We start from the raw sequence: 22415 nt of genomic DNA, 5'->3' as shown, positions 1-22415 counted from the left end.
AACAATACCAACAGGAGACAAACATGGTGAATGACAACACGCTTTTTCCACCCTCACGGGATGCCGCCCTGAGCCGCCGGCGTTTGCTGGGCGCAGGTTCCGCGGCTGCGGCCGCCTGGGCGCTGGCACCGGCAGGCGCACTGGCGCAGGCCAAGTGGCCCGCCAAGCCGGTGACGCTGGTGGTGCCGTTTCCGGCGGGTGGGGGCACGGATGCGTTTGCGCGCCCCATGTCGGCCCAATTCGCCAAGCTCACAGGTACCCAGCTGGTGATCGACAACCGCGGCGGAGCAGGCGGCACGTTGGGCGCCAGCATTGCGGCCAAGGCGCAGCCGGATGGCTACACCCTGTTCATGGGGGCGGTACACCACGCGATTGCGCCCAGCATGTATCCCAAGCTGGACTACGACATTGAGAAAGACTTCATCCCCCTCGCGCTGGTGGCCAACGTGCCCCAGGTGCTGGTGGTGAACCCCAAAAATGTGCTCGGCGACTTCAAGGCTTTTCTGGCCCAGGTGAAAGCCAACCCCGGCAAGATGAATTACGGCTCTGCCGGCGGTGGCACCTCCCACCACTTGGCGGGCGAGCTCTTCAAGCAGCAAACGGGCACCTTCATCACCCACATTCCCTACCGCGGTGCCGGTCCGGCCTTGCAGGATTTGATGGCCGGTAGCGTGGACATGATGTTTGACGGGCTGGGTTCATCCGCCAACCACATCAAGGGCGGGCGCATCAAGGCGCTGATGGTGTCCGGCACCAAGCGCAGCCCCGCTTTCCCGGATGTGCCTTGTGCCGCTGAGTTGGGCTTGCCCAACTACACCGTGACCACCTGGTACGGCCTGTGGGCCCCCAAGGGCACGCCCGCCGATGTGCAGGCGCGCGTGGTCGAAGAGGTGAACCGCCTGGCCGGTGCTGACGACATCAAGACGGCCTGGGCCAACAACGGTGCGGAATTCGGCAAACTCACGCCTTCGCAGTTCGGCGGCTTTGTGAACGCGGAAATCAAGCGCTGGGCGGCGGTGGTCAAGGCCTCCGGCGCCAAACTCGACTAAGGAGCGACATGGCGGGTGGTATTGCAATCGAGCGGGATGCTTTCGGCACCCCGGGCGTCTGGCACCTGACCTTGACCCACACGGGCAAGTTCAACGCCATGTCCCGTAGCATGTGGGCGGAGCTGAAGGCGGTGTTTACCACTGTGCAGCAGGACGCCCGCGTGCGCTGCGTGCTGCTGCAGGGTGACCAAGGGCACTTCTGTGCCGGTGGCGACATTGCCGAGTACCCGGCCTTTCGCTTTGACGAGGCGCAGCTGCGCCACTTCCATGAGCAAGAGGTGTGGGGCGGCTTGCAGGCCATGCTGGATTGCGATGTGCCCATCCTTGCGCGCATTGAGGGCAACTGCATGGGCGCGGGCATGGAAATCGCCAGTTGCTGCGACCTGCGCCTGGCGGCCGACAACGCCCGCTTCGGTGCACCGATTGCGCGGCTGGGCTTCCCCATGGCGCCGCGGGAGGCTGCACTGGTGGGGCAGCTGGCGGGTGCCACCGTAGCCCGCGCCATGCTGCTGGCTGCCGAGGTGTTTGATGCGGCGGCCATGCAGAGCCACGGCTTTTTGACCCGCGTGCACACGCCCGACACGCTGGGCGATGCCTGCCGTGATGTAGCCGTGCGCATCGCCGGTTTGGCGCCACAGGCGGCCCGCTTGAACAAGCAAACACTTCGGGCATTTAATCGGCCTGTAGCGCTCGTGGAATATGCGCAAGAAGCTCCTGATTTCATAGCAAATGCACAGCCGGGCGCTGGCAACAACCCCTACGCCTATGCCGACTCCGCCGAGCACCGCGAGGGCATAGCGGCCTTTCTGGCCAAGCGCAGCCCGGTGTTTTAGGCGCGCTAACTGCATGGGCGGGCCGACGGTGCTGCGCTAGACCCAGCGTATTTTTTTGCATTCAACAGATGTGTGAAGAGCCTTTATGACCACAACTACCTCTGCGATGGACCACAACCTTTTCACCGCACTGCGCGCTGCCTTTCCAGCAGATTTGGACAGCACGGCCGTCGAAACGGACAGCGGCTTGCACTATTCCTGGCGCGACCTGGACGAGGCCACCGCCATGCTGGCTAATCTGTTCGCCTTTTTGGACCTGCCGGCCGGCACCCGCGTGGCGGTGCAGGTGGACAAATCGGTGGAAGCACTGGTGCTGTACCTGGCCACGCTGCGGGCGGGGCTGGTGTACCTGCCGCTCAACACGGCTTACCAGAGTGCCGAGATGGAGTATTTCATTGGCGACGCCAAGCCGGCGGTACTGGTGTGCGCCGGCCGCAACTTCGGTTGGCTGAGCAAAATGGCGTTTCTGGCCGGCACGCAGTATGTGTTTTCGCTCAATGACGACCGCACCGGCACGTTGCTGGAGCGGGCGTCCACCTTTGCGCGTACCCACACGCCGGTGCCGCGCGCTGCCAACGATCTGGCCGCCATCATCTACACCAGCGGTACCACGGGGCGCAGCAAGGGAGCCATGCTGAGCCATGGCAATCTGCTCAGCAACGCCCGTGTCCTGCAAAAGTATTGGGATTGGAAAGCAGGCGATGTGCTGATCCACGCGCTGCCCATCTTCCATGTGCATGGCTTGTTTGTGGCCATCCACGGCGCGCTGATCAATGGCAGCAAGATGCTGTGGTGCGCCAAGTTCGAGCCGCAAACGACCTTGCGCATGATGGCCCGGGCCACGGTGTTCATGGGGGTGCCCACGCTGTATGTGCGCTTGTTGGCCGAGGCGGGGCTCAATATCCAGTCCACCCGGAACATGCGCCTTTTTATCTCTGGCTCTGCGCCCATGCTGGTGGACACGCACCGCCAGTGGCAGGAGCGCACCGGCCACACGATTCTGGAGCGCTACGGTATGTCCGAAACCGTGATGCTCACCTCCAACCCCTGCAAACCCACGGATGGCGAGCGGGTGGTGGGCACGGTGGGGCAGCCGCTGCCGGGCGTGCAACTGCGGGTGCGCGACGAGGCCGGCCATGACGCCAAGGCGGGTGATACGGGTGGCATTGAAGTCAAAGGGCCCAATGTGTTTCAGGGCTACTGGCAGATGCCTGAAAAAACCGCGCAGGAGTTCACCGCCGATGGTTTTTTCAAGACCGGCGACGTGGGCCATGTCGACGCCAAGGGCTATGTGACCATCGTCGGCCGCAGCAAGGACCTGATCATCAGTGGCGGCTACAACGTCTACCCGGCCGAGATTGAGGGCTACATCAACAATCTGCCGGGCGTGGACGAGAGCGCCGTGGTGGGTGTGCCGGATGCTGATTTTGGTGAAGTGGGCGTGGCCGTGGTGGTGCCCAAAGCGGGCCACCAGGTGGATGGCGCGCAGGTAGTAGCCACCCTCAAAGGCATGCTGGCCAACTTCAAAGTACCCAAGCGTTGCGTGGTGGTGGAGGCACTGCCTCGCAACGCCATGGGCAAGGTGCAGAAAAACTTGTTGCGGGAGCAGTACCAAAAGCCTTAATATTTGGTAAAATTGTTAAGTGTGAGATATATGTCAATTTCTTAGCGCTTAACACTAAACCCCCGTATCATGGACGTAGACCTTTTCTTCGAACCGTGTCCCCTTGCGACCATGATCCACCCTCACTCTCCTGACGCGGCATGACAGTGGCAAAAAGCTCCTTGCACCACCCCTTGCTCGTCAGCCAGGTGCAGCGTACTTTGGGCCTGGACCCCAACGGCTGGGCGCAAGCCCAGCGCGAACTGCAGCAGCTGGCCGATTTTGGCGGGCTGTCTCCCGCAGCCACCCAAGCCCTACGCGGGCTGGGCGGCTTGGTGTGGGAGGTGCAGCAGGCCTATTCCCGCAGCGATGATGATTTGGAGCGCAAGAGCCAGAGCCTGGCCCTGAGCTCAGAAGACCTCAGCACCAGCGACACCCGCCTGCGCGACGAATTGGCCAGCCGCACCCGCGCCATGGAGTCTTTGCGCAGCACGGCCGCCGCCCTTATGGCCGAGGTGGACCCCGACCACCCCCCGCTGCTGGACGACAACCTGGAGAGCCTCTCCGCGCTCATGAGCAACCTGGTGCGCCAGAAAGAGGACAGCCAGAAGGATTTGCACGCCGCCCTGACCGATCTGGCCAATCAGAAATTCGCCCTGGACCAGCACGCCATCGTCAGCATGACCAATGCGGCGGGCGACATCATGTATGCCAATGACAAGTTTTGCCAGCTCAGTGGCTACACGCGCGCCGAGCTGCTGGGGCAGAACCACCGCCTGATCAACTCGGGCCGGCAAGACAAGGTGTACTTTGCCAACCTGTGGGCGGTGATCAGCTCTGGCAAGGTGTGGCGCGGCGAGATTTGCAACCGTGCCAAGGCCGGCCACTTTTACTGGGTGGATGCCACCATCGTTCCGCTGCGCGATGAGTCGGGCAAGCCCAATATGTACATTGCCATCCGCACCGACATCACGGCGCGCAAGCGGATGGAGGTCAACATCAAGGCCGCAGAGGCCCGCCTGCGCCACATCACCAATACCTTGCCGGGCGTGGTGTTTCAGGTGCAGGTGCGCGGGCAGGAGATGCGCTACACCTTTGTGAGCGACCGGGTGATGGAAGTGCGTGGCTTCAGCCCGGAGGCGCTGGCGCAAGATCCCACGATTGCCTCCCGGCAGGTGCTGCCCGAAGATCTGCCCACGGTGTTGGCCGGTATCCAGGCCGCCGCCCAGCGCCGTGAGGCATGGCGGGGGGAGTACCGCATCCGCACGCCGGACAATGCCATCCGCTGGATACGCACCGAGATCAACCCTGAAGCCGATGCGGTGCAGGAAGGCACGACGGTGTTCACCGGCATTTGGCAGGACGTGACGCAGTTCAAAGAGGCCGATGAGCGCTTGCACGAGGTCACGCAGCGCATTCCGGTTGCGGTCTTCCAGTACCGCCTCGGGGCCGATGGCAGCCTGCATATTCCATTTGTGAGCCACGCGATTGAGACGATGACAGGCGCCAGCGTAGAGGCCGTCACCGCGAACTCGGATGTGTTTGTGCAAAGCATTCACCCCGAGGACCGGGCCGCCGTGATGCAGCTGATTGCCGAGGCGGCCATGACTCTGAGCGCCCCGAGCCTGGATTTCCGGTTGATGAATGCCGACACCATGGAGATTTGCTGGGTGCATGGCGAATCGCAGCCGCGCACGCTGGCCAACGGGCAGGTGGTGTGGAATGGTTACCTCACCGACATCACCCAGTCGCGCTACTTCTCGCAGGAATTGCAAAAGGCCAAAGATGCCGCCGAGGCGGCCAACCGCGCCAAGTCGGACTTCCTGGCCAATATGAGTCACGAAATCCGCACCCCCATGAACGGGGTGCTGGGCATGACTGAGCTGTTGCTGGACACCACCCTGGACGAAGAGCAGCAGGAGTACCTCAATATCGTCAAAACCTCGTCCGAGGCTTTGCTGCGGGTGATCAACGACATTCTGGATTTCTCCAAGATCGAGGCCGGCAAGATGGACATTGAGTCCATCCCCTTCAACCTGGAGCGCACGATTGCCGACACGCTCAAAACCGTGGCCCTGCGTGCCCACGACAAGGGCCTGGAGCTGGTGTGGGATGTGGCGCCCGATGTGCCGCGCGCCTTGATCGGCGACCCCGGGCGGGTGCGCCAGGTGTTGGTCAATATTCTGGGCAATGCGATCAAGTTCACCGAGCGGGGCGAGGTGGTGCTGCGCGTCACGCAAGACAAAGATGCAGATGGCCGCGCCCTGTTGCACCTGGCTATCAGTGACACCGGTATCGGTATTCCGGCCGACAAGCTGGGCACCATTTTTGATGCGTTTTCGCAGGAAGACAGCTCCACCACCCGCAAGTACGGCGGCACTGGCCTGGGTCTGACCATTTGCGCGCGCTTGGTGCAGGGTATGGGCGGCTCCATCTGGGTAGAGAGCACCCCGGGCGAGGGCAGCGTCTTCCACTTCACTACCAGCTTGGTGCGGGATGTAGCCGCGCCGGTGGAGTCGCACGCCATGGTGCGGTTTGAAGGCTTGCACGTGTTGGTGGTGGATGACAACAAGATCAACCGCGATGTGCTGTCGGGCCTGCTGCATTCGCTGGGTGCCCGCAGCACCGAGGCTGCAGGCGGGCAGGCCGCGCTCGATTGGCTGCAAGCCCGCTGCCAGGTCGCGCCCGCGGTGCCTCCGTGTGATTTGATTTTGCTGGACGGCCAGATGCCCGGCATGGACGGCTTCACCACAGCGGCGCAGATGCGCGAGCTGGGTTGCTGCAGCGGGGTGCCCTTGGTGCTGTTGTCGTCTGCGGGCATGAAGGGCGACGGCCAGCGCTCCCGTGACATCGGCATTGCCGGCTACCTCTCCAAGCCGATTGCGCGCGACGAGCTGGTGCAAATGCTCTCGCAGGTCCTGCACAGCCACAAGCTCCGGCCCGAGGTGCTGGTGACGCGCCACTCCATCCGCGATACGCACCCCATGCTGCAGGTGCTGCTGGTGGAAGACCACGCCATCAACCAGAAACTCGCCATCGCTTTGCTGGAGCGCTGGGGCCATCAGGTGGATGTGGCCGCCAACGGCCAGATCGCCCTCGACATGCTGGCACAGCGCACCTATGACGTGGTGCTCATGGACATGATGATGCCGGTGATGGATGGCTTGGAGGCCACGCGCCGCATCCGGGCGGGCGAGCAGGGGCGGCGCGTTCCCATCATCGCCATGACGGCGAATGCCATGGAGTCCGACCGCCAGGAGTGCATGGCGGCGGGCATGGACGACTATGTGTCCAAACCCATCAAGTCCGAGGAATTGCAGCACAAGCTGCTGCAACTCGCGATTGCGGGGGAGCAAAGCCCGGTGAGCGTGCGCCTTCCGCTGGTGCCCTCGCTGCCCGACGTGCCCACCAACTGGTTTGATTACGCCGCCGCGCTCGCCGGTGCCGATGAAGAAATGGTGGGCATTGTGGCCGGCGCATTCCTCGCGCAGTGGCCCAAAGACATGGCGCGCCTGCGCGCGGCGTTGGCGGCCGCCGACTTTGAGGGGGTGCTGCACGTGTCCCATGCGCTCAAGGGCACCCTGGCCATGTTTGGTGCGCAGCCGGCGAGCCTGCTGGCGCACCGCATCGAAGCGCGGGCGCAAGCGGCTGACGCAGCCGGCATCACCGAGATGGTGGAGCCCCTGATCCAAGAAATACAAGCCCTCGAAGTGGTGCTGCGCGGTCAAGCGCACACTGCCAGTGGCCAGATATAAAGCGATACTGAGGGCATGCAGCAAGTACTCATCATCGATGACACCGAGATCAACCTGATCCTTTTCGGCGCATTGATCAAAAAACTCGACGACTGCGAGAGCCAGTGCTTTGGCAACCCGCTCGATGGCTTGGCGTGGGCGGCAACCCATGCGCCGGATTTGGTGATCGTGGATTACATGATGCCGGGCATCGACGGGCTGGAGTTCATCCAGCGCTTCCGGGTGCTGCCGGGTTGCGCGGATGTGCCGATTTTGATGATCACCGCCAATGACCAGAAGCAGGTGCGCTACCGGGCGCTGGACTCGGGCGCGAACGACTTTCTGGCCAAGCCGGTCGACAAGGTGGAGTTTCTGGCGCGTGCCAAAAACATGCTGCACCTGAGCAACGCCCGCCGCAAGTTGGCCGACCACGCCGCCTGGCTGGCCGATGAGGTGCGCAAGGCCACCGAAGTGATTTTGCAGCGCGAGCGCGATACCGTGTTCCGGCTTTGCAAGGCGGCAGAGTACCGCGACCCGGAAACCGGCGCCCACATTCTGCGCATGGCCCACTACTCGCAGTTGATTGCCCGGAACTTGGGCCTCTCGGTGGAAGACCAAGAGCTACTGCTAGAAGCCGCGCCCATGCACGACATTGGCAAGGTGGGCATCAGCGACAACATTTTGCTCAAGCCGGGCCGTCTGGACGAGGCGGAGTTCGAAGTCATGAAGCAGCACGCCGCCTTTGGCTACGAGCTGTTGAAGAACAGCACCTCGCGCGTGCTGCAGGCCGGTGCCGAAATTGCGCTGGGCCACCATGAAAAGTTCGATGGCAGCGGCTATCCGAACGGGCTGGCCGGCGAGGCCATTCCCATCTTCAGCCGCATCGTCGCGGTGGCAGATGTGTTTGACGCGCTCACCTCCGAGCGTCCCTACAAAAAAGCTTGGACGCTGGAAGAAGCCGTGGACTTCCTGAACGCGGGCGCCGGAAGCCATTTCGACCCGCAGTGCGTTCAAGCGTTCTTGAACGCATTTGACGACGTGCTGGCCATCCGCGACCGCTACCAGGAAGAATGAGCAACTTCCCGTGTAGTTCCTGATGCTCCTTTTTTAGGAGCTTCCCGCGCAGGATTGGCGGACGCTAGAGGCCAATTTACTTCAAAATCAGCACGGGAATGTTGGCGTGGGTCAGCACGTGCTGGGTTTCGCTGCCCAGTAGCAGGCGTTTGATGCCGCGGCGCCCGTGGGATGCCATGACGATCAGGTCGCAATTTTGCTTTTTGATGGCTGCAAGCACCGCGTCGGACACCACATCCGAGCGCACCACTACCGCCTTGGTTTTGATGCCCTTGGCCTCTGCCGTTTTCTTGATGCCGTCCACCACCTTTTGGGCTGCGTCGCTCCAGGCTTTTTCCACCTGCTTCACATCGTCACCGGCCAAGGCGATGCCGCCTTCAAAATAGGTTTGCGGGTAGCGGGGCACCACTTGCAGGGCGACGAGTTCGGCCTTGCACAGGCTGGCGAGCGCGATCGCGCTGGACACGGCCTTGTTAGAGAGCTTGCTGCCGTCGGTGGTGACAAGAATGCGTTGGTACATGCTATGGCTCCTGTTGAGTGAATAGGGCTGAATGAACCGCTAGGTTACGCCTACCTTCCCTGCTAGACTTGATTTGCATCAAGCTTTGATCTGCAGGCTGGACGGAAAATCCCACTCCATGATTGCCACGCCCATCGACAGTGCCATTGAGTCCCTACCGGAGCCGGGTGCGTTGTCCGTGGTGGACGATCCGGTGGAGTGGAGTGCGTTCAGCCGGCAAGACCCGCACACGCCCGCGCAGTGGGAATCCAATGTGGTGATTGAGGGCATGCACTGCGCGGCCTGCTCCATCACGGTGGAGGAGGCGCTGCGCCAGGTCCCCGGCGTGCTGGGTGCGCGGGTGAGCGCGGCCAGCCAGCGGGCGCAAGTGCAATGGTCGGCAGACGCGGTGCTGCCTTCGCAATGGATGCAGGCAGTGCAGGCCGCAGGCTACCGTGCGGTGCCGGCCAACGATGCGTTTGCCTCGGAGCGGCGCAAAGCCGAATCCCGCAAGGCGCTGTGGCAATGGCTGGTAGCGGGACTGTGCATGATGCAGGTCATGATGTACGCATGGCCCGCCTACCAGGCCCGCCCCGGCGATTTGAGCGGTGAGTACGAGCAGTTGCTCCGCTGGGCGTCTTGGGTGCTGACGCTGCCGGTCATTCTTTTTTCGTGTGGGCCGTTTTTTCGCAAAGCGTGGTCGGATGTGGTGCATGCACGTGTCAGCATGGACTTGCCGGTGGCGCTGGGCATGTTGATTACCTTTGCAGCGAGCACGGCCGGCACCTTTGACCCGCAGGGCATTTTTGGCCGCGAGGTGTATTTCGACTCCCTCACCATGTTCGTGTTCTTTTTGCTCACCGGGCGATGGCTGGAGTTGCGCCTGCGCGACCGCACCGCTGGCGCCTTGGAAGCGCTCATGAACCGCATGCCCGAGAGCGTGCAGCGCCGCAAAGCGGACGGCAGCTTTGAGCCGATTGCGGTGCGCCGCTTGCAAGTGGGCGATGTGATGCAGGTTCGCGCCGGCGAGGCGTTTGCCGCAGACGGTGTGCTGGAGCAGGGCAGCACCATGGTGGATGAGTCGCTGCTGACAGGCGAGTCCCGCCCGCTTGCGCGCGGCGTGGGAGATGCGGTGGTGGCGGGGAGCCACAACCTGTCTGGCACGGTGCTGGTGCGGGTGCAAACGGTGGGCGAGGCTACCCGCTTTGCCCAGATTCTGGCGCTGATGGAGAGCGCCTCGACGACCAAACCTGCCAGCGCTCTGCTCGCGGACAGATTAGCCAAACCGTTTTTGATCGCGGTGCTGTTCGCGTCATTGGCCGCAGGCGTGTGGTGGTGGTCTACCGATCCGGGTCATGCCCTGATGGTGGCGGTGGCGGTGCTGGTAGTGACGTGCCCATGTGCGCTCTCGCTGGCCACGCCGGCTGCCATGCTGGCCGCTGCGGGGAACTTGGCCCGCAGGGGTCTGCTGGTGCGCCGCTTGCCCGCGCTCGAATCCCTGGCGACGGCGGATACGGTGGTTTTTGACAAAACCGGAACCCTCACGCGCGATGCCATGGTGTTGCGGACGGTGCATTCCCGTGTGGGCATGGATCGCCGCCAGGCCCTGGCCTGCGCAGCGGGGCTGGCGGCCCAGTCCTTGCACCCGGTGTCGCGGGCGCTGGTGCGCTCTGCCGAGCTGGAGGCGATCACGCCGTGGCAAATGGATGCGGTGGCTGAAGAAGCAGGGCAGGGCGTACGCAGCACCTTGGCCGTGCGCGCTGCTGACCGGGCGGGGGTGCAGGGCATTTGTCGCCTGGGGACGGCAGCTTTTTGCGGTTTGGCATCGGGCGGCACCCCCGGCTCAACGGACGATGGCCTGGTTGTGCACCTGAGTGATGCCGGCGGCTGGTTGGCCACCTTCCATTTGCAAGAAGAGTTGCGCGATGACGCTTTGGAGGTGGTCAGCAGCTTGCAGGCCATGGGCGTGGGCGTACACCTGCTGTCCGGGGACCGGCTGGAGGCAGTGCGCACCATGGCGCAGCGCGCCGGAATTGCCCATTTTCGGGGTGCCTGTTCCCCGGCAGACAAGTTGGCCTACATGCAGGATTTGCAGGCCCAGGGGCGTGTGGTGGTCATGGTGGGCGATGGGCTGAATGACGGCCCCGTGTTGGCCGGTGCCCATGTGTCGTTTGCCTTTGGCCGCGCGGTGCCGATCGCCCAGTCCCGCTCTGATTTTGTGGCCTTGGGCGACCAGCTCGGTAGCGTGGTCCTTGCGTGGCAGTTGGCACGCAAAACCATGCGGGTGGTTCGCCAGAACCTGTCGTGGGCACTGGCCTACAACCTGGCTTGCATTCCGCTGGCGGTGGCGGGGTATTTGCCCGCCTGGTTGGCTGGTTTGGGCATGGCGGCCAGCTCGCTGCTGGTGGTGGGTAATGCGCTGCGTTTGTCGGCGCGCACTGCGCAGGTGCGGACTGGCACATTGCCTGCGTATCCTATTTCTTTGCATCAGGAGGCTTGATGGACATTTTGTACCTGTTGATTCCCTTATCGGTTGTGCTGGTGTTCTTCATTCTGGGAGGCCTGTGGTGGGCCATCGACCGGGGGCAGTTTGAAGATATTGAGTCCGAAGGTGAACGCATCTTGCGTGAACCGTAAAAAAGTTCCCTCGTTTTTCTTGCCGGTTGATATGGGTCAACCCAGTTTTTCAAACCCCGGCAGACACTCGCTTTGAAGTAATCCAAGAAGAGGTAAATATGGCATTTCCAAATCAGCAGGCGACGGTGTACAACGATACCGTTGTGCGCCAGTTCGCCATCATGACCGTGGTCTGGGGAGTGGTCGGCATGTTGGTAGGCGTGATCATCGCCGCCCAGCTCGCCTGGCCCGAACTCAACTTCGGCATTCCCTGGCTGTCCTACGGGCGCTTGCGGCCGCTGCACACCAATGCAGTGATTTTTGCGTTTGGTGGCTGCGGCCTGTTTGCCTCCGCCTATTACGTGGTGCAGCGCACCTGCCAGGTTCGCCTGTTTGGCGACAAGCTGGCGGCCTTCACCTTCTGGGGCTGGCAGCTGGTGATTCTGGCCGCTGCCATCTCCCTGCCGCTGGGCTACACCCAGGGCAAGGAATACGCCGAGTTGGAGTGGCCGATTGACATCCTTATCACGCTGGTCTGGGTGTCGTTTGCGGTAGTGTTCTTCGGTACTGTGGGCACACGCAAGGTCAAGCACATCTATGTGGCCAACTGGTTCTTCGGTGCCTTCATCCTGGCCGTGGCCATCCTGCACCTGGTCAACAGTGCAGCCATTCCAGCAGGCTGGATGAAGAGCTACTCGGCCTATGCCGGTGTGCAAGATGCCATGGTGCAATGGTGGTACGGCCACAACGCGGTGGGCTTCTTCCTGACCGCAGGCTTCCTGGGCATGATGTACTACTTCATCCCCAAGCAGGCAGGCCGCCCTGTATACAGCTACCGCTTGTCCATCGTCCACTTCTGGGCGCTGATCTTCACCTACATGTGGGCCGGCCCTCACCACTTGCACTACACCGCTTTGCCTGACTGGACCCAGTCCGTCGGTATGGTGTTCTCCCTGATTTTGTTGGCACCCAGCTGGGGCGGCATGATCAACGGCATCATGACCCTGTCGGGCGCATGGCACAAACTGCGTGACGACCCCATCCTGCGCTTCCTGATCGTGTCCTTGTCCTTCTACGGCATGTCCACGTTTGAAGGCCCCATGATGTCTATCAAGACCGTGAACGCCTTGAGCCACTACACCGACTGGACCGTGGGCCACGTGCACTCCGGCGCCTTGGGCTGGGTGGGCTTGGTGACCATGGGTTCCATGTACTACCTGATTCCCCGCCTGTTTGGCCAGAAGCAGATGTTCAGCGTCAAAGCCATTGAGCTGCACTTCTGGGTCGCCACCATCGGTATCGTGATTTACATCGCCGCGATGTGGATTGCCGGTGTGATGCAAGGCCTGATGTGGCGCGCCATCAACCCCGACGGCACTTTGACTTACACCTTTGTGGAGTCGGTGAAGGCGACCTATCCCTTCTATGTGTTGCGTCTCCTCGGTGGTTTGTTGTACCTGAGCGGCATGTTGATCATGCTGTGGAACACCCTGAAAACCGCTACCGCCGGCCGCGCCAGCAGCGTCACCATTCCCGCCGCTGCGGCTCACGCTTAAGAGGTACTCACCATGGCAAACGAAAAAAGTACATCCGGTCTCTCGCACGAGAAAATTGAAACCAGCAACTTTCTGATGATTGTGCTGATCCTGCTGGTGCTGCTCGCAGGCGGTATGGTGGAAATTGTTCCGCTGTTCTTCCAAAAGTCCACCACGGAGCCGATCAAGGGCATTCAGCCCTACACAGCACTGCAGGTTGCAGGTCGCGACGTGTATATCCGCGAAGGTTGCTACAACTGCCACTCGCAGATGATCCGCCCCTTCCGCGCCGAAACACTGCGCTACGGCCACTACTCGGTGGCGGGCGAGTCGGTGTATGACCACCCCTTCCAATGGGGTAGCAAGCGCACTGGTCCCGATCTGGCCCGCGTGGGCGGCAAGTACAGCGATGAATGGCACCGCATCCACTTGACCAACCCGCGTGACGTAGTGCCCGAGTCCAACATGCCGGCCTACCCCTGGTTGGAGAAAAACCTGGTGGACGCCGAGAGCCTGCCCACTCACATGCGTGCTCTGCGTACCGTGGGTGTGCCTTACACCGATGAGCAGATCGCCAAGGCCAGTGAAGAAGTCAAGGGCAAAACCGAGCTGGAAGCCACGATTGCTTACTTGCAGGCGCTTGGCCTGGCACTGAAATAAGCCCGGGAGTTCACCATGGACATGGATATCAACACCCTGCGGTCTGCGACCACTTTGGTCAGCTTTCTGGTCTTTATCGCCATCGTGTGCTGGGCTTGGTCCAAGCGCAGATCGGGTGATTTTCAAGAAGCTGCGAACCTGCCCTTTGAGCAGGATTGACCCCGCATAAGGAAAAAAAATGAGCGACTTTACAAGTAACTTCTGGTCGATCTACGTGGCCGCCGTCACGGTGATCGGCATCGTGGCTTGCCTGTTCCTGTTGTGGTTCAGCGGCAAGGCCAAGGCCATGACCGCCCATGACAACACGACCGGCCATGTGTGGGACGGCGATCTGCGCGAGATGAACAACCCCTTGCCCCGCTGGTGGGTGGGTTTGTTTGTGATCACCATCGTGTTCTCGATTTTGTACCTGGCAATCTACCCCGGTTTGGGCAACTTCGCCGGCAAGCTGGGTTGGACATCGCAAGGCCAGTTCGAGGCGGAAGTGGCCAAGGGCAACGCCGATGTCGCGCCTATTTATGCCCGTTTTGACGGCATGAAGCCCGAGGACATGGCCAAAGACTCCCAGGCCCACGCCATTGGTGAACGCTTGTTCATGAACAACTGCTCCCAGTGCCACGGCTCGGATGCCCGCGGCTCCAAAGGCTTCCCTAACCTGACCGATGCAGACTGGTTGCACGGTGGTGCTCCCGAGAAGATTGCGGAAACCTTGACGGCAGGCCGCATCGGCCAAATGCCCCCCATGGCAGCGGCGGTCGGCACTGCGGACGATGTGAAAAACGTCGCCAACTACGTGCTCAGCCTTTCCGGCAGCCCCCATGACTCGGTGCGTGCGAACTTGGGCAAATCCAAGTTTGCAGCATGTGCCGCCTGCCACGGTGCGGATGGCAAGGGCAACCAGGCGCTGGGTGCCCCCAACCTGACGGACGACATCTGGCTGCACGGCTACGGTGAAAACGCCATCATCGCCATGGTGAACAATGGCAAGGTCAACCAGATGCCTGCACAGGCTGAAAAGCTGTCACCCGCGCAGATCAAAGTGTTGGCCTCTTATGTGTGGGGCATGTCCAACGTAGGCGCCACCAAGTAAACGACCCTCACCGTGAACAAAGTCATACCCATCGCTGAGTCGCCAGACAAGGGGCCTATCGCTCCTCCGCCTGGTGCGGATGAAGAAACCATTGCGTTGTACGAGGCGCATAAAAAGATTTATCCGCGCAGCGTATCGGGTTACTTTTCACGGTGGCGTTGGGCTTTTGTTTTCCTGACGCAGCTGGTTTTTTACGGATTGCCTTGGCTGGAGTGGGGGCAGCGCCAGGCGGTGCTGTTCGACCTCGGCGCAAGGCGATTTTTCATTTTTAATTTGGTGTTGTACCCGCAGGACTTTGTCTACCTCACCGGCATTCTGGTGATTTCGGCCTTGTCCTTGTTTTTGTTTACCGCGGTGGCCGGGCGCCTGTGGTGCGGCTACGCCTGCCCGCAAACGGTATACACCGAGATTTTTCTTTGGCTGGAAAAACTGGCCGAAGGCGACCGCTCTGCGCGCATGCGCCGTGATGCCGGTCCGTGGACGCTGGAAAAATTCTGGCGCAAAACCGCCAAGCAGGTGATGTGGGTCGCTGTTGCGTTGTGGACGGGTTTTACCTTTGTGGGTTACTTCACCCCGATTCACAGCCTGGGCGCTGAGCTTTTTTCGCTGGGTCTGGGCCCGTGGGAAAGCTTCTGGATTTTGTTTTACGGCTTTGCCACCTATGGCAATGCTGGCTACATGCGTGAGCAGGTGTGCAAATACATGTGCCCCTATGCGCGTTTTCAGAGCGCCATGTTTGACAACGATACCCTCATCGTGACCTACGACGAGGCCCGTGGCGAACCGCGCGGTGCACGCTCCAAAAAAGCAGACTTGAGCACCCTGAGTTTGGGTTCCTGTGTGGATTGCAGCTTGTGCGTGCAGGTGTGCCCCACCGGGATCGATATCCGCAAAGGCTTGCAATACGAGTGCATCGGCTGCGGTGCGTGCGCCGATGTGTGCGATACCGTGATGGACAAGATGGGCTACCCGCGCGGCTTGGTGAAGTACTCCACCAAAAACGCAGTCAACCAGCATTGGACGAGTGCGCAAACCCTGCGCCATGTGTTGCGCCCGCGCGTGCTGGTGTACACCGGCATTTTGCTGGCCGTGGTGATTGCCATGCTGGTGAGTTTGTGGATGCGGCCTCCCTTTAAGGTGGATGTCGAGCGCGATCGCGGCGCACTGGCACGCATCGTGTCGGGTGGCCGGCTCGAAAACGTTTACCGGCTGCAGATCATGAATGCCGCAGAGTCCTTGCAGGAGTTCCACGTCAGCGCAGAGGGCCTGCCCGGCTTGGCTATGTCTTCCGATACTGTGGTGGCAGTGGAGCCCACGCAGTCCCGCTGGGTGGCGGTGCGGGTGCAGTTGCCCTATGAAGGTGCCAAGCCCGGCTCGCACCCGATACGATTTACCGTGACCTCGTCACCCGCAGGCACGGTAGTGACTGAAAAGTCGGTGTTTATTGTTCCCCGTTAGAAAGAGAAAAACCATGTCTACCAATACCCCTGATGCAAATCATCCCTGGTGGCAATTCGGTCATGTGTGGCTGGTGCTCTCCGGCCCGCTGATCGTAGTGATCGCCAGTTTTTATACCTTCTATGTGGCTGCCAAAGGCATGGACCCTGTGGTGGATGAAAACTACTACCAGGCAGGGCTGGATATCAACAAGTCCTTGGCTTCCAAGCCCGAAAGTCTGGCGCCTGCCATGCAGGCCCGCAACCATGCCGCGACCGGCATTGTGCTGCCTGCCCACAAAGCCCCGTAAACACCTCTGAAGGAGGCTCACCATGTGGCAAGCGAAATGGATGGCAATTGTGTGGCCCGCTTTTTTGGCCGCCGGCGTGCTGGAGATCGCGGTCTTTGCGGTATTTGATCCGCAAGACTTGCATTGGAATGGGGTGCCTCTGACCTTGTCGCGTCAAGCGATTTACACCGTGGCCTTTTTTGTGTTCTGGGGCGTGACCATCGCCTCCAGCACCTTGACAGCGCTCTTGGATATGAGCGCCGACGAAGTCAACCAGTGACTTAGTTGCAGACTTTGGGGTTGAGGATGTCTTTCAGGGCATCGGTGTTCAGGATGCGCACGTGGCGCTGTTTGACTTCCACAATCCCGTCTTCCACAAATTTTGAAAAAGTGCGGCTCACGGTTTCCAGCTTCAAACCGAGGTAGCTGCCGATTTCTTCGCGGGTCATTCGCAGCACCAGCTCTGATTGCGAGAAGCCGCGTGCGTGCAGGCGTTGCACCAGATTAAGCAAAAACGCAGCCAAACGCTCTTCGGCGCGCATGCTGCCCAAGAGCAGCATGACGCCGTTCTCCCGCACGATTTCGCGGCTCATGATTTTGTGCACATGGCGCTGCAATGCATTGACTTCACGGGAAAGCTCTTCAATCCGATCGAAGGGCATGACGCACACTTCGGCATCTTCCAACGCCACCGCATCGCAGGTGTGGTGGTCGTGCACGATGCCATCCAGGCCCATGACTTCGCCCGCCATCTGAAAGCCGGTCACTTGGTCACGGCCGTCTTCGGAGGCTACGCAGGTCTTGAAGAAACCGGTGCGAATGGCGTACAGGCTGGTGAACTTTTCGCCATTGCGAAACAGGGTGCCGCCACGTTTGACCTTGCGGCGGCTGGCCACGACGTCATCAATTTTGTCCAGCTCGGCGCTGCTCAAACCCAGGGGCATGCACAGTTCGCGCAGGTTGCAGTTGGAGCACGCCACCTTCATGGTGTGGGGGCTCACCGCGCCACCGACCGGTGTGATCGTGATGCTGGCGTGCGCGTCTTCGGGCTTATTGGTAGGCGTGGCGTGTTCGAGCATGGTGTTCCCCTGATACAAGTCAATTATGTACCCATGCATTATTGGGCTTCTTGATGCATATCAAGGAGTTTTGCGGGCGCATCGGTCACAGTCGGTGTGCCAGCTTGGAGTATTCATGAACGCAGTCGTCGCCACCGCCCCTATTTCAGAACAACTGTTGACCCGGTTCGACGTATCCGGGCCGCGCTACACCTCTTACCCGACGGCAGACCGTTTTGTGGAGGCCTTCAACGCGGACGACTATGCCCAGGCGCTTTCGCAACGCCGCAGCGGGGCCGCTGCCTTGGCTTTGCCCTTGTCGCTGTACATACATATTCCGTTTTGTGAGTCACTCTGCTATTACTGTGCGTGCAACAAGATCATTACCAAGCACCATGACAAGGCGGCCACCTATTTGCGCTACCTGACACGTGAGGTGGAGTTGCACACCGCTTTGATGGGCACAGGCCAGATGGTGAGCCAACTGCACCTGGGGGGCGGCAGCCCTACCTTTTTGAGTGATGCTGAGCTGCGTGAACTCATGGGCATGCTGCGGCGCAATTTCAATTTCGCACCGGGCGGGGAGTACTCCATCGAGGTGGACCCGCGCACCGTAGATGCCGGCCGTTTGGACACGCTTGCCGAGTTGGGCTTCAACCGCCTGAGCTTTGGTGTGCAGGACTTTGACCCTGCGGTGCAAAAAGCCGTGCACCGGGTGCAGCCCGCAGAGCAGGTGTTTGCGCTGGTGGAGGCGGCCCGCGCGCGCGGGTTTGAGTCCATCAATGTGGATTTGATTTACGGCTTGCCGCAACAAAGCCCCGAATCGTTTGACCGCACGCTGGCCCAGGTGAATGCCTTGCGGCCGGACCGGATTGCGCTGTATGCCTATGCGCACTTGCCCGAGCGCTTCAAGCCCCAGCGGCGTATCGCAACGGTGGAGCTGCCCAGTGCGGCATCCAAGGTGTCAATGTTGGCGCGCTCGCTGGCCGCGTTCATGGGGGCAGGCTATGTGTATGTGGGTATGGACCACTTTGCCCTGCCCGACGACTCTTTGGCCGTGGCCAAGCGGCAGGGGCGCTTGCACCGCAACTTTCAGGGCTACAGCACCCAGCCGGATTGCGATTTGATTGCGCTTGGCGTGTCCGCCATCGGACGCATTGGCGCCACCTACAGCCAGAACGCCAAGACGCTGGATGAGTACTACGACTTTCTGGATCAGGGCCGCTTTCCCATCGTGCGCGGGTTGGCGGTAACGCGAGATGACTTGGTGCGCCGCGCCGTCATCATGGCGCTGATGTGCCAAGGGCAGGTGCAGTTCGAGTCCATCAACCTGGCCTACCTGTTGGACTTCAAGAGCTATTTCGCCTCCGAGCTGGAGGTGCTCAAAGGCTTGGCTGATCAGGGCTTGGTCACCATGGATGACAGTGCCATTCAAGTCACCACCCAGGGCTGGTTTTTTGTCCGCGCGGTGGCCATGGTGTTTGACCGTTATTTGCAAACCGACCGTACCCGGGCGCGCTTTTCCAAAATCATTTAAAACCGGGGCATGCAATCTTCTTTGGCGCTCACGGCGCTGCTCATGGGCTTGGCGGGCGGCCCGCATTGCGTGGCCATGTGTGGCGTGGCGTGCGCAGGCATCGGCCAGGCGGCGGGGGATTCCGGGCGCGTGAGCGCCATGTGGCTCTTCCAAGGGGGCAGGGTCTTGGGCTACAGCGCCTTGGGCGCGCTGGCTGCGGCTTCCATGCAGGGCTTGGGCTGGCTCACGGTGCAGTCGGCGGCCCTGCGCCCCGTGTGGTCCATGGTGCACGTGGCGGCATTTTTTCTGGGGCTGGTGTTACTTGTGGCCGGCCGTCAACCGGTGTGGTTGCAAACCGGGGCGCGGACCGTCTGGGGTGTGGCGCGTAGCTGGGGTGCGCGCTGGGGCCGGGGGGCGCCCTTGGCATTGGGCACTTTGTGGGCCTTGTTGCCTTGTGGCTTGCTGTACTCTGCCTTGCTGGTGGCTGCATTGGCGGGTGATGCGGTATCGGGCGCTGGAGTCATGGCACTTTTTGTGGTGGGCACCTCGGTCAGCATGATGCTGGGCCCGTGGCTGTGGCTGCGTTTGGGCATGGCGCGCATGGGGGATGGCACTTGGGGCGTTCGCCTGGCGGGCGGCGCATTGGCGCTCAGTGCAGCGTGGGCTTTGTGGATGGGATTGATGCACAATCAAGCTCCTTGGTGCGTCGTACCCTGAGCCGTAAGGTGGGTGCCGGCGCACTCCACCCGACTACCGCAAACATCTGCCAGCATGGACACTACGGCTAACGCACACGAGAAGCTCCGACTGGACGAGTTGCGCAGCTACCGCGTGCTGGACACCCAGGCCGAACAAGCCTACGACGACGTGGTCATGTTGGCGTCTTACATCTGCGATACGCCGATTGCACTGATTTCCCTGATCGACGAAGACCGGCAGTGGTTCAAGGCCCGTCTGGGCGTGAGCGAGATGGAAACACCCCGTGGGCAGGCCTTTTGTGCCCATGCCATTACCGACCCGGAGCGGGTGATGGAGGTGCCGGACGCCCGCGAAGACCAACGTTTTGCAAACAACCCGCTGGTGACAGGCAACCCTGGCATCCGGTTTTACGCAGGTGCCCCCTTGTTGACCCCCTCGGGCGCCGCGCTGGGCACCGTCTGCGTGATTGACCGTGTGCCCCGCAAGCTCACCGAGCGGCAAACGGCGGCTTTGCAGGCCTTGTCGCGCCAAGTGGTGCAGTTGCTGGCACTGCGGCGCTCCCACGCGGAGATGGAGCTGATCAACCGGGCCCAAACCTTGCGCCAGCAGCAGCTGGAGGCTCACCAGCACCGTATCGAAGAGCTGAATATGGAGCTGCAAGAGCAAACGCTGACCGATCCACTCACGGCGCTCAAAAACCGCCGTGCATTTGACAGTTTGCTGGCCAACGAGTTTGCGCGGTCCTTGCGGTCCAAATCGCCCTTGTGTTTGCTCATGGTGGATGCCGATCACTTCAAGGCCTACAACGATGCCTACGGCCATGTGGCCGGCGACCAGGCGTTGGTGTTTTTTGCCTTGGCGGTGAAAAGCCAGTGCCGGGCTTATGACCATGTGGCCCGCTATGGCGGGGAGGAGTTTTGCGTCATCCTGCCCGACACCCAGTTGAAGGATGCCTTGGTGGTGGCCGAGCGTATCCGGGTGGCGGTCAAATCCATGGTGGGTCTGGCGCGCTCCATGACCACGAGTGTGGGGGTGGCGTACTCCGAAGGGCTGACGTCCCCCAAGCGCTTGGTGGAGTTGGCCGACCGCGCCATGTACCTCGCCAAACAGGGCGGTCGCGACCGCGTTGAGGTGTTTGCGCCATCGCAGGGATAATTGCGGCATGCCCGCTTTAGAAAACAAGTCTGCCGTGCCGGACGCGATGTGGCGCCTGTCCGTGGCGCCGATGATGGATTGGACGGACCGCCACTGCCGCTATTTCCACCGCCTGCTTTCCCGCCACGCGCTGCTTTACACCGAGATGGTGACGACGGGCGCGCTCATTCATGGCGATGTGCCGCGTCACTTGCGTTTTAACGTTGAAGAGCACCCTGTGGCCTTGCAATTGGGGGGCAGCGAGCCTGCTGATTTGGCGCGAGCTGCCAAGTTGGGCCAGGAGTGGGGCTATGACGAAATCAACATCAACTGCGGCTGCCCCAGCGAGCGGGTGCAGCGCGGTGCCTTTGGCGCCTGCCTGATGAATGAAGCGCCGCTGGTGGCGGACTGTGTCAAGGCCATGGTGGATGCGGTGGATGTGCCGGTGACGGTCAAACACCGCATCGGCATTGACAAGGAAGAGAGCTACGGTTTTGTGCGCGACTTTGTGGGCACCGTGGCCGATGCCGGTTGCACCGTGTTCATTGCCCACGCGCGCAACGCCTGGCTCAAGGGGCTGAGCCCCAAAGAGAATCGTGAAATCCCGCCCCTGCGCTACGAGCTGGTGTACCAGCTCAAACAAGACTTTCCGCACCTCACCATCGCCATCAACGGTGGCATTACTAAAACGGCCGAAGTGGCGGGTCACCTAGAGCATGTGGACGGCGTGATGCTGGGCCGCGAGGCCTATCACAACCCCTGGTGGCTGACCGAGTGGGACTGCGCGTTTTACGGCGCCCCCGAGCGGGACATCACCCGCGAGATGGTGGAGGCCCAGATGGTGGACTACATGGAGCGCGAGGCTGCGCTGCATGGCACCCACTGGTACAGCATTGCGCGCCACATGCTCGGTTTGCGCCACGGCCTGCCCGGTGCGCGGCGCTGGCGGCAGGTGTGGACCGATCACCGCCTCAAGCACCTGGGTGCCCGTGAGGTGATGGCCCTAGCTCATCTGCCAGAGTCAAATAGGGCTCCAGCGCCCGTATAGTCTGCGGGAGATGCTACTAATTCAGTAGCGTTTCAGCGACTTCCACGGGTTGGGTGCCGGCCAGGATGGACTTGGCCCGTGCCACTTCGTCGTCGCTGCCGTGCACCATCAGCACGTACTTGTCGGCCTTGAGGGCTGTCTCGTACACGATGACTTGGTCCTTAGGAACACCCAGCTGGCTCAAGGCCGCGCCCACGGCTGACAAGCCACCCACCAGCACCGCGCCTTCGAGCGCGCTGATGACTACCGACACAATCGGCCCTGCCATGGCGATCATGCCCAAGGGCGGCAGCATGAAGACGGCAGGTGCCATCAAAATGCCCCACATGCTGCCCCAGAATGCGCCGGTGCTACCCCATGCGCGTATCTTGTCGCCGGTGCTGTAAAAGCCCACCGGGTGCTCTTCGCTGTGATAGCCCTTGCCGATGAGCGAGAGTTTTCTCACATCAAAGCCGAACTTCTTGAGCGTTTGAATAGCGGTTTCTGCCTCCTGGTGGGAGTTGCAGATGGACACCGAGGCGTTGGTATGGGCTTGCATGTG

The 22415-nt window shown here is 61.4% G+C and carries 21 protein-coding genes; 18 read left to right on the top strand and 3 right to left on the bottom strand.

Annotated features, from left to right (window positions below; genetic code table 11):
• The first annotated feature begins 23 nt into the window (after positions 1-23).
• The 5 genes from FDM28_RS13635 (at position 24) to FDM28_RS13615 (ending at position 8293) form a co-directional block, all read left to right on the top strand.
• Positions 24-1049, top strand: coding sequence for a Bug family tripartite tricarboxylate transporter substrate binding protein (locus FDM28_RS13635; RefSeq protein ID WP_138515963.1), 1026 nt, complete (start codon positions 24-26; stop codon positions 1047-1049).
• An 8-nt stretch (positions 1050-1057) separates the two neighbouring features.
• Positions 1058-1882, top strand: coding sequence for an enoyl-CoA hydratase/isomerase family protein (locus FDM28_RS13630; RefSeq protein WP_138515961.1), 825 nt, complete (start codon positions 1058-1060; stop codon positions 1880-1882).
• 85 nt (positions 1883-1967) lie between these two features.
• Positions 1968-3506, top strand: coding sequence for a malonate--CoA ligase (locus tag FDM28_RS13625; protein ID WP_138515960.1), 1539 nt, complete (start codon positions 1968-1970; stop codon positions 3504-3506).
• A gap of 140 nt (positions 3507-3646) precedes the next feature.
• The gene (locus FDM28_RS13620; RefSeq protein ID WP_138515958.1) at positions 3647-7240 is read left to right on the top strand and encodes a response regulator; all 3594 of its coding nucleotides are present in this window, start codon (positions 3647-3649) and stop codon (positions 7238-7240) included.
• A gap of 15 nt (positions 7241-7255) precedes the next feature.
• Positions 7256-8293: an HD domain-containing phosphohydrolase gene (locus FDM28_RS13615; RefSeq protein ID WP_138515956.1), complete on the top strand. Its 1038-nt coding sequence runs from the start codon at positions 7256-7258 to the stop codon at positions 8291-8293.
• A 76-nt stretch (positions 8294-8369) separates the two neighbouring features.
• Here FDM28_RS13615 and FDM28_RS13610 read toward each other — a convergent pair whose 3' ends face one another.
• Positions 8370-8813, bottom strand: coding sequence for a universal stress protein (locus tag FDM28_RS13610; protein WP_138515954.1), 444 nt, complete (start codon positions 8811-8813; stop codon positions 8370-8372).
• 118 nt (positions 8814-8931) lie between these two features.
• Between FDM28_RS13610 and FDM28_RS13605 the strand changes: the two genes are divergently transcribed.
• The 9 genes from FDM28_RS13605 to FDM28_RS13565 all read left to right on the top strand — a co-directional run bounded on the left by FDM28_RS13605 (position 8932) and on the right by FDM28_RS13565 (position 16699).
• The gene (locus tag FDM28_RS13605) at positions 8932-11292 is read left to right on the top strand and encodes a heavy metal translocating P-type ATPase (protein ID WP_138515952.1); all 2361 of its coding nucleotides are present in this window, start codon (positions 8932-8934) and stop codon (positions 11290-11292) included.
• Positions 11292-11429, top strand: coding sequence for a cbb3-type cytochrome oxidase assembly protein CcoS (gene ccoS, locus FDM28_RS13600; RefSeq protein ID WP_138515950.1), 138 nt, complete (start codon positions 11292-11294; stop codon positions 11427-11429). Before FDM28_RS13605 ends, ccoS begins: the two co-directional genes overlap by 1 nt.
• 98 nt (positions 11430-11527) lie before the next feature.
• Positions 11528-12964 carry a cytochrome-c oxidase, cbb3-type subunit I gene (gene ccoN, locus FDM28_RS13595; RefSeq protein ID WP_138515948.1) on the top strand — a complete coding sequence of 479 codons (1437 nt, stop codon included), beginning with the start codon at positions 11528-11530 and terminating at the stop codon, positions 12962-12964.
• A gap of 12 nt (positions 12965-12976) precedes the next feature.
• Complete coding sequence (gene ccoO, locus FDM28_RS13590; protein WP_138515946.1) at positions 12977-13603, top strand: cytochrome-c oxidase, cbb3-type subunit II; 627 nt, start codon at positions 12977-12979, stop codon at positions 13601-13603.
• A gap of 15 nt (positions 13604-13618) precedes the next feature.
• A complete protein-coding gene (locus tag FDM28_RS13585; RefSeq protein WP_206021972.1) occupies positions 13619-13762 on the top strand; it encodes a CcoQ/FixQ family Cbb3-type cytochrome c oxidase assembly chaperone in 144 nt (47 codons plus the stop codon).
• Positions 13763-13781: 19 nt separating this feature from the next.
• Positions 13782-14693, top strand: a complete 912-nt coding sequence (ccoP, locus tag FDM28_RS13580) for a cytochrome-c oxidase, cbb3-type subunit III (RefSeq protein ID WP_138515944.1) — start codon at positions 13782-13784, stop codon at positions 14691-14693.
• A gap of 12 nt (positions 14694-14705) precedes the next feature.
• Positions 14706-16151 (top strand): cytochrome c oxidase accessory protein CcoG, encoded by a 1446-nt coding sequence (gene ccoG, locus FDM28_RS13575; protein WP_138515942.1) that lies wholly within the window; start codon positions 14706-14708, stop codon positions 16149-16151.
• A 13-nt stretch (positions 16152-16164) separates the two neighbouring features.
• Entirely contained in the window at positions 16165-16440 is a 276-nt protein-coding gene (locus tag FDM28_RS13570) for a FixH family protein (protein WP_138515940.1), read from the top strand.
• A 22-nt stretch (positions 16441-16462) separates the two neighbouring features.
• Positions 16463-16699: a hypothetical protein gene (locus FDM28_RS13565; protein WP_138515938.1), complete on the top strand. Its 237-nt coding sequence runs from the start codon at positions 16463-16465 to the stop codon at positions 16697-16699.
• 1 nt (position 16700) lies between these two features.
• Here the strand turns inward: FDM28_RS13565 and fnr are convergent, their stop codons facing one another.
• Positions 16701-17420: a fumarate/nitrate reduction transcriptional regulator Fnr gene (fnr, locus tag FDM28_RS13560; protein WP_138516332.1), complete on the bottom strand. Its 720-nt coding sequence runs from the start codon at positions 17418-17420 to the stop codon at positions 16701-16703.
• 193 nt (positions 17421-17613) lie between these two features.
• Between fnr and hemN the strand changes: the two genes are divergently transcribed.
• Genes hemN through dusA form a run of 4 tightly spaced genes read left to right on the top strand, consistent with a single transcriptional unit; the run spans position 17614 to position 21874 of the window.
• Positions 17614-19014: an oxygen-independent coproporphyrinogen III oxidase gene (hemN, locus tag FDM28_RS13555; RefSeq protein ID WP_138515936.1), complete on the top strand. Its 1401-nt coding sequence runs from the start codon at positions 17614-17616 to the stop codon at positions 19012-19014.
• A gap of 9 nt (positions 19015-19023) precedes the next feature.
• Positions 19024-19710, top strand: a complete 687-nt coding sequence (locus FDM28_RS13550) for a sulfite exporter TauE/SafE family protein (protein ID WP_138515934.1) — start codon at positions 19024-19026, stop codon at positions 19708-19710.
• Between the two features lie 54 nt (positions 19711-19764).
• Positions 19765-20847 (top strand): GGDEF domain-containing protein, encoded by a 1083-nt coding sequence (locus FDM28_RS13545; RefSeq protein ID WP_138515932.1) that lies wholly within the window; start codon positions 19765-19767, stop codon positions 20845-20847.
• Between the two features lie 46 nt (positions 20848-20893).
• Positions 20894-21874, top strand: coding sequence for a tRNA dihydrouridine(20/20a) synthase DusA (gene dusA, locus FDM28_RS13540; protein ID WP_138516330.1), 981 nt, complete (start codon positions 20894-20896; stop codon positions 21872-21874).
• A gap of 16 nt (positions 21875-21890) precedes the next feature.
• On the opposite strand, the gene FDM28_RS13535 is transcribed toward dusA, so the two are convergent.
• Complete coding sequence (locus FDM28_RS13535) at positions 21891-22412, bottom strand: DUF1269 domain-containing protein (RefSeq protein ID WP_138515931.1); 522 nt, start codon at positions 22410-22412, stop codon at positions 21891-21893.
• Between the last annotated feature and the right edge of the window lie 3 nt (positions 22413-22415).

This window comes from Rhodoferax bucti, from assembly GCF_005876985.1.
In the GTDB taxonomy this organism is placed as follows: domain Bacteria; phylum Pseudomonadota; class Gammaproteobacteria; order Burkholderiales; family Burkholderiaceae_C; genus Allorhodoferax; species Allorhodoferax bucti.
The sequence above is the reverse complement of the archived record's forward strand: the minus strand, read 5'-3'. Positions and strand labels throughout refer to the sequence as shown.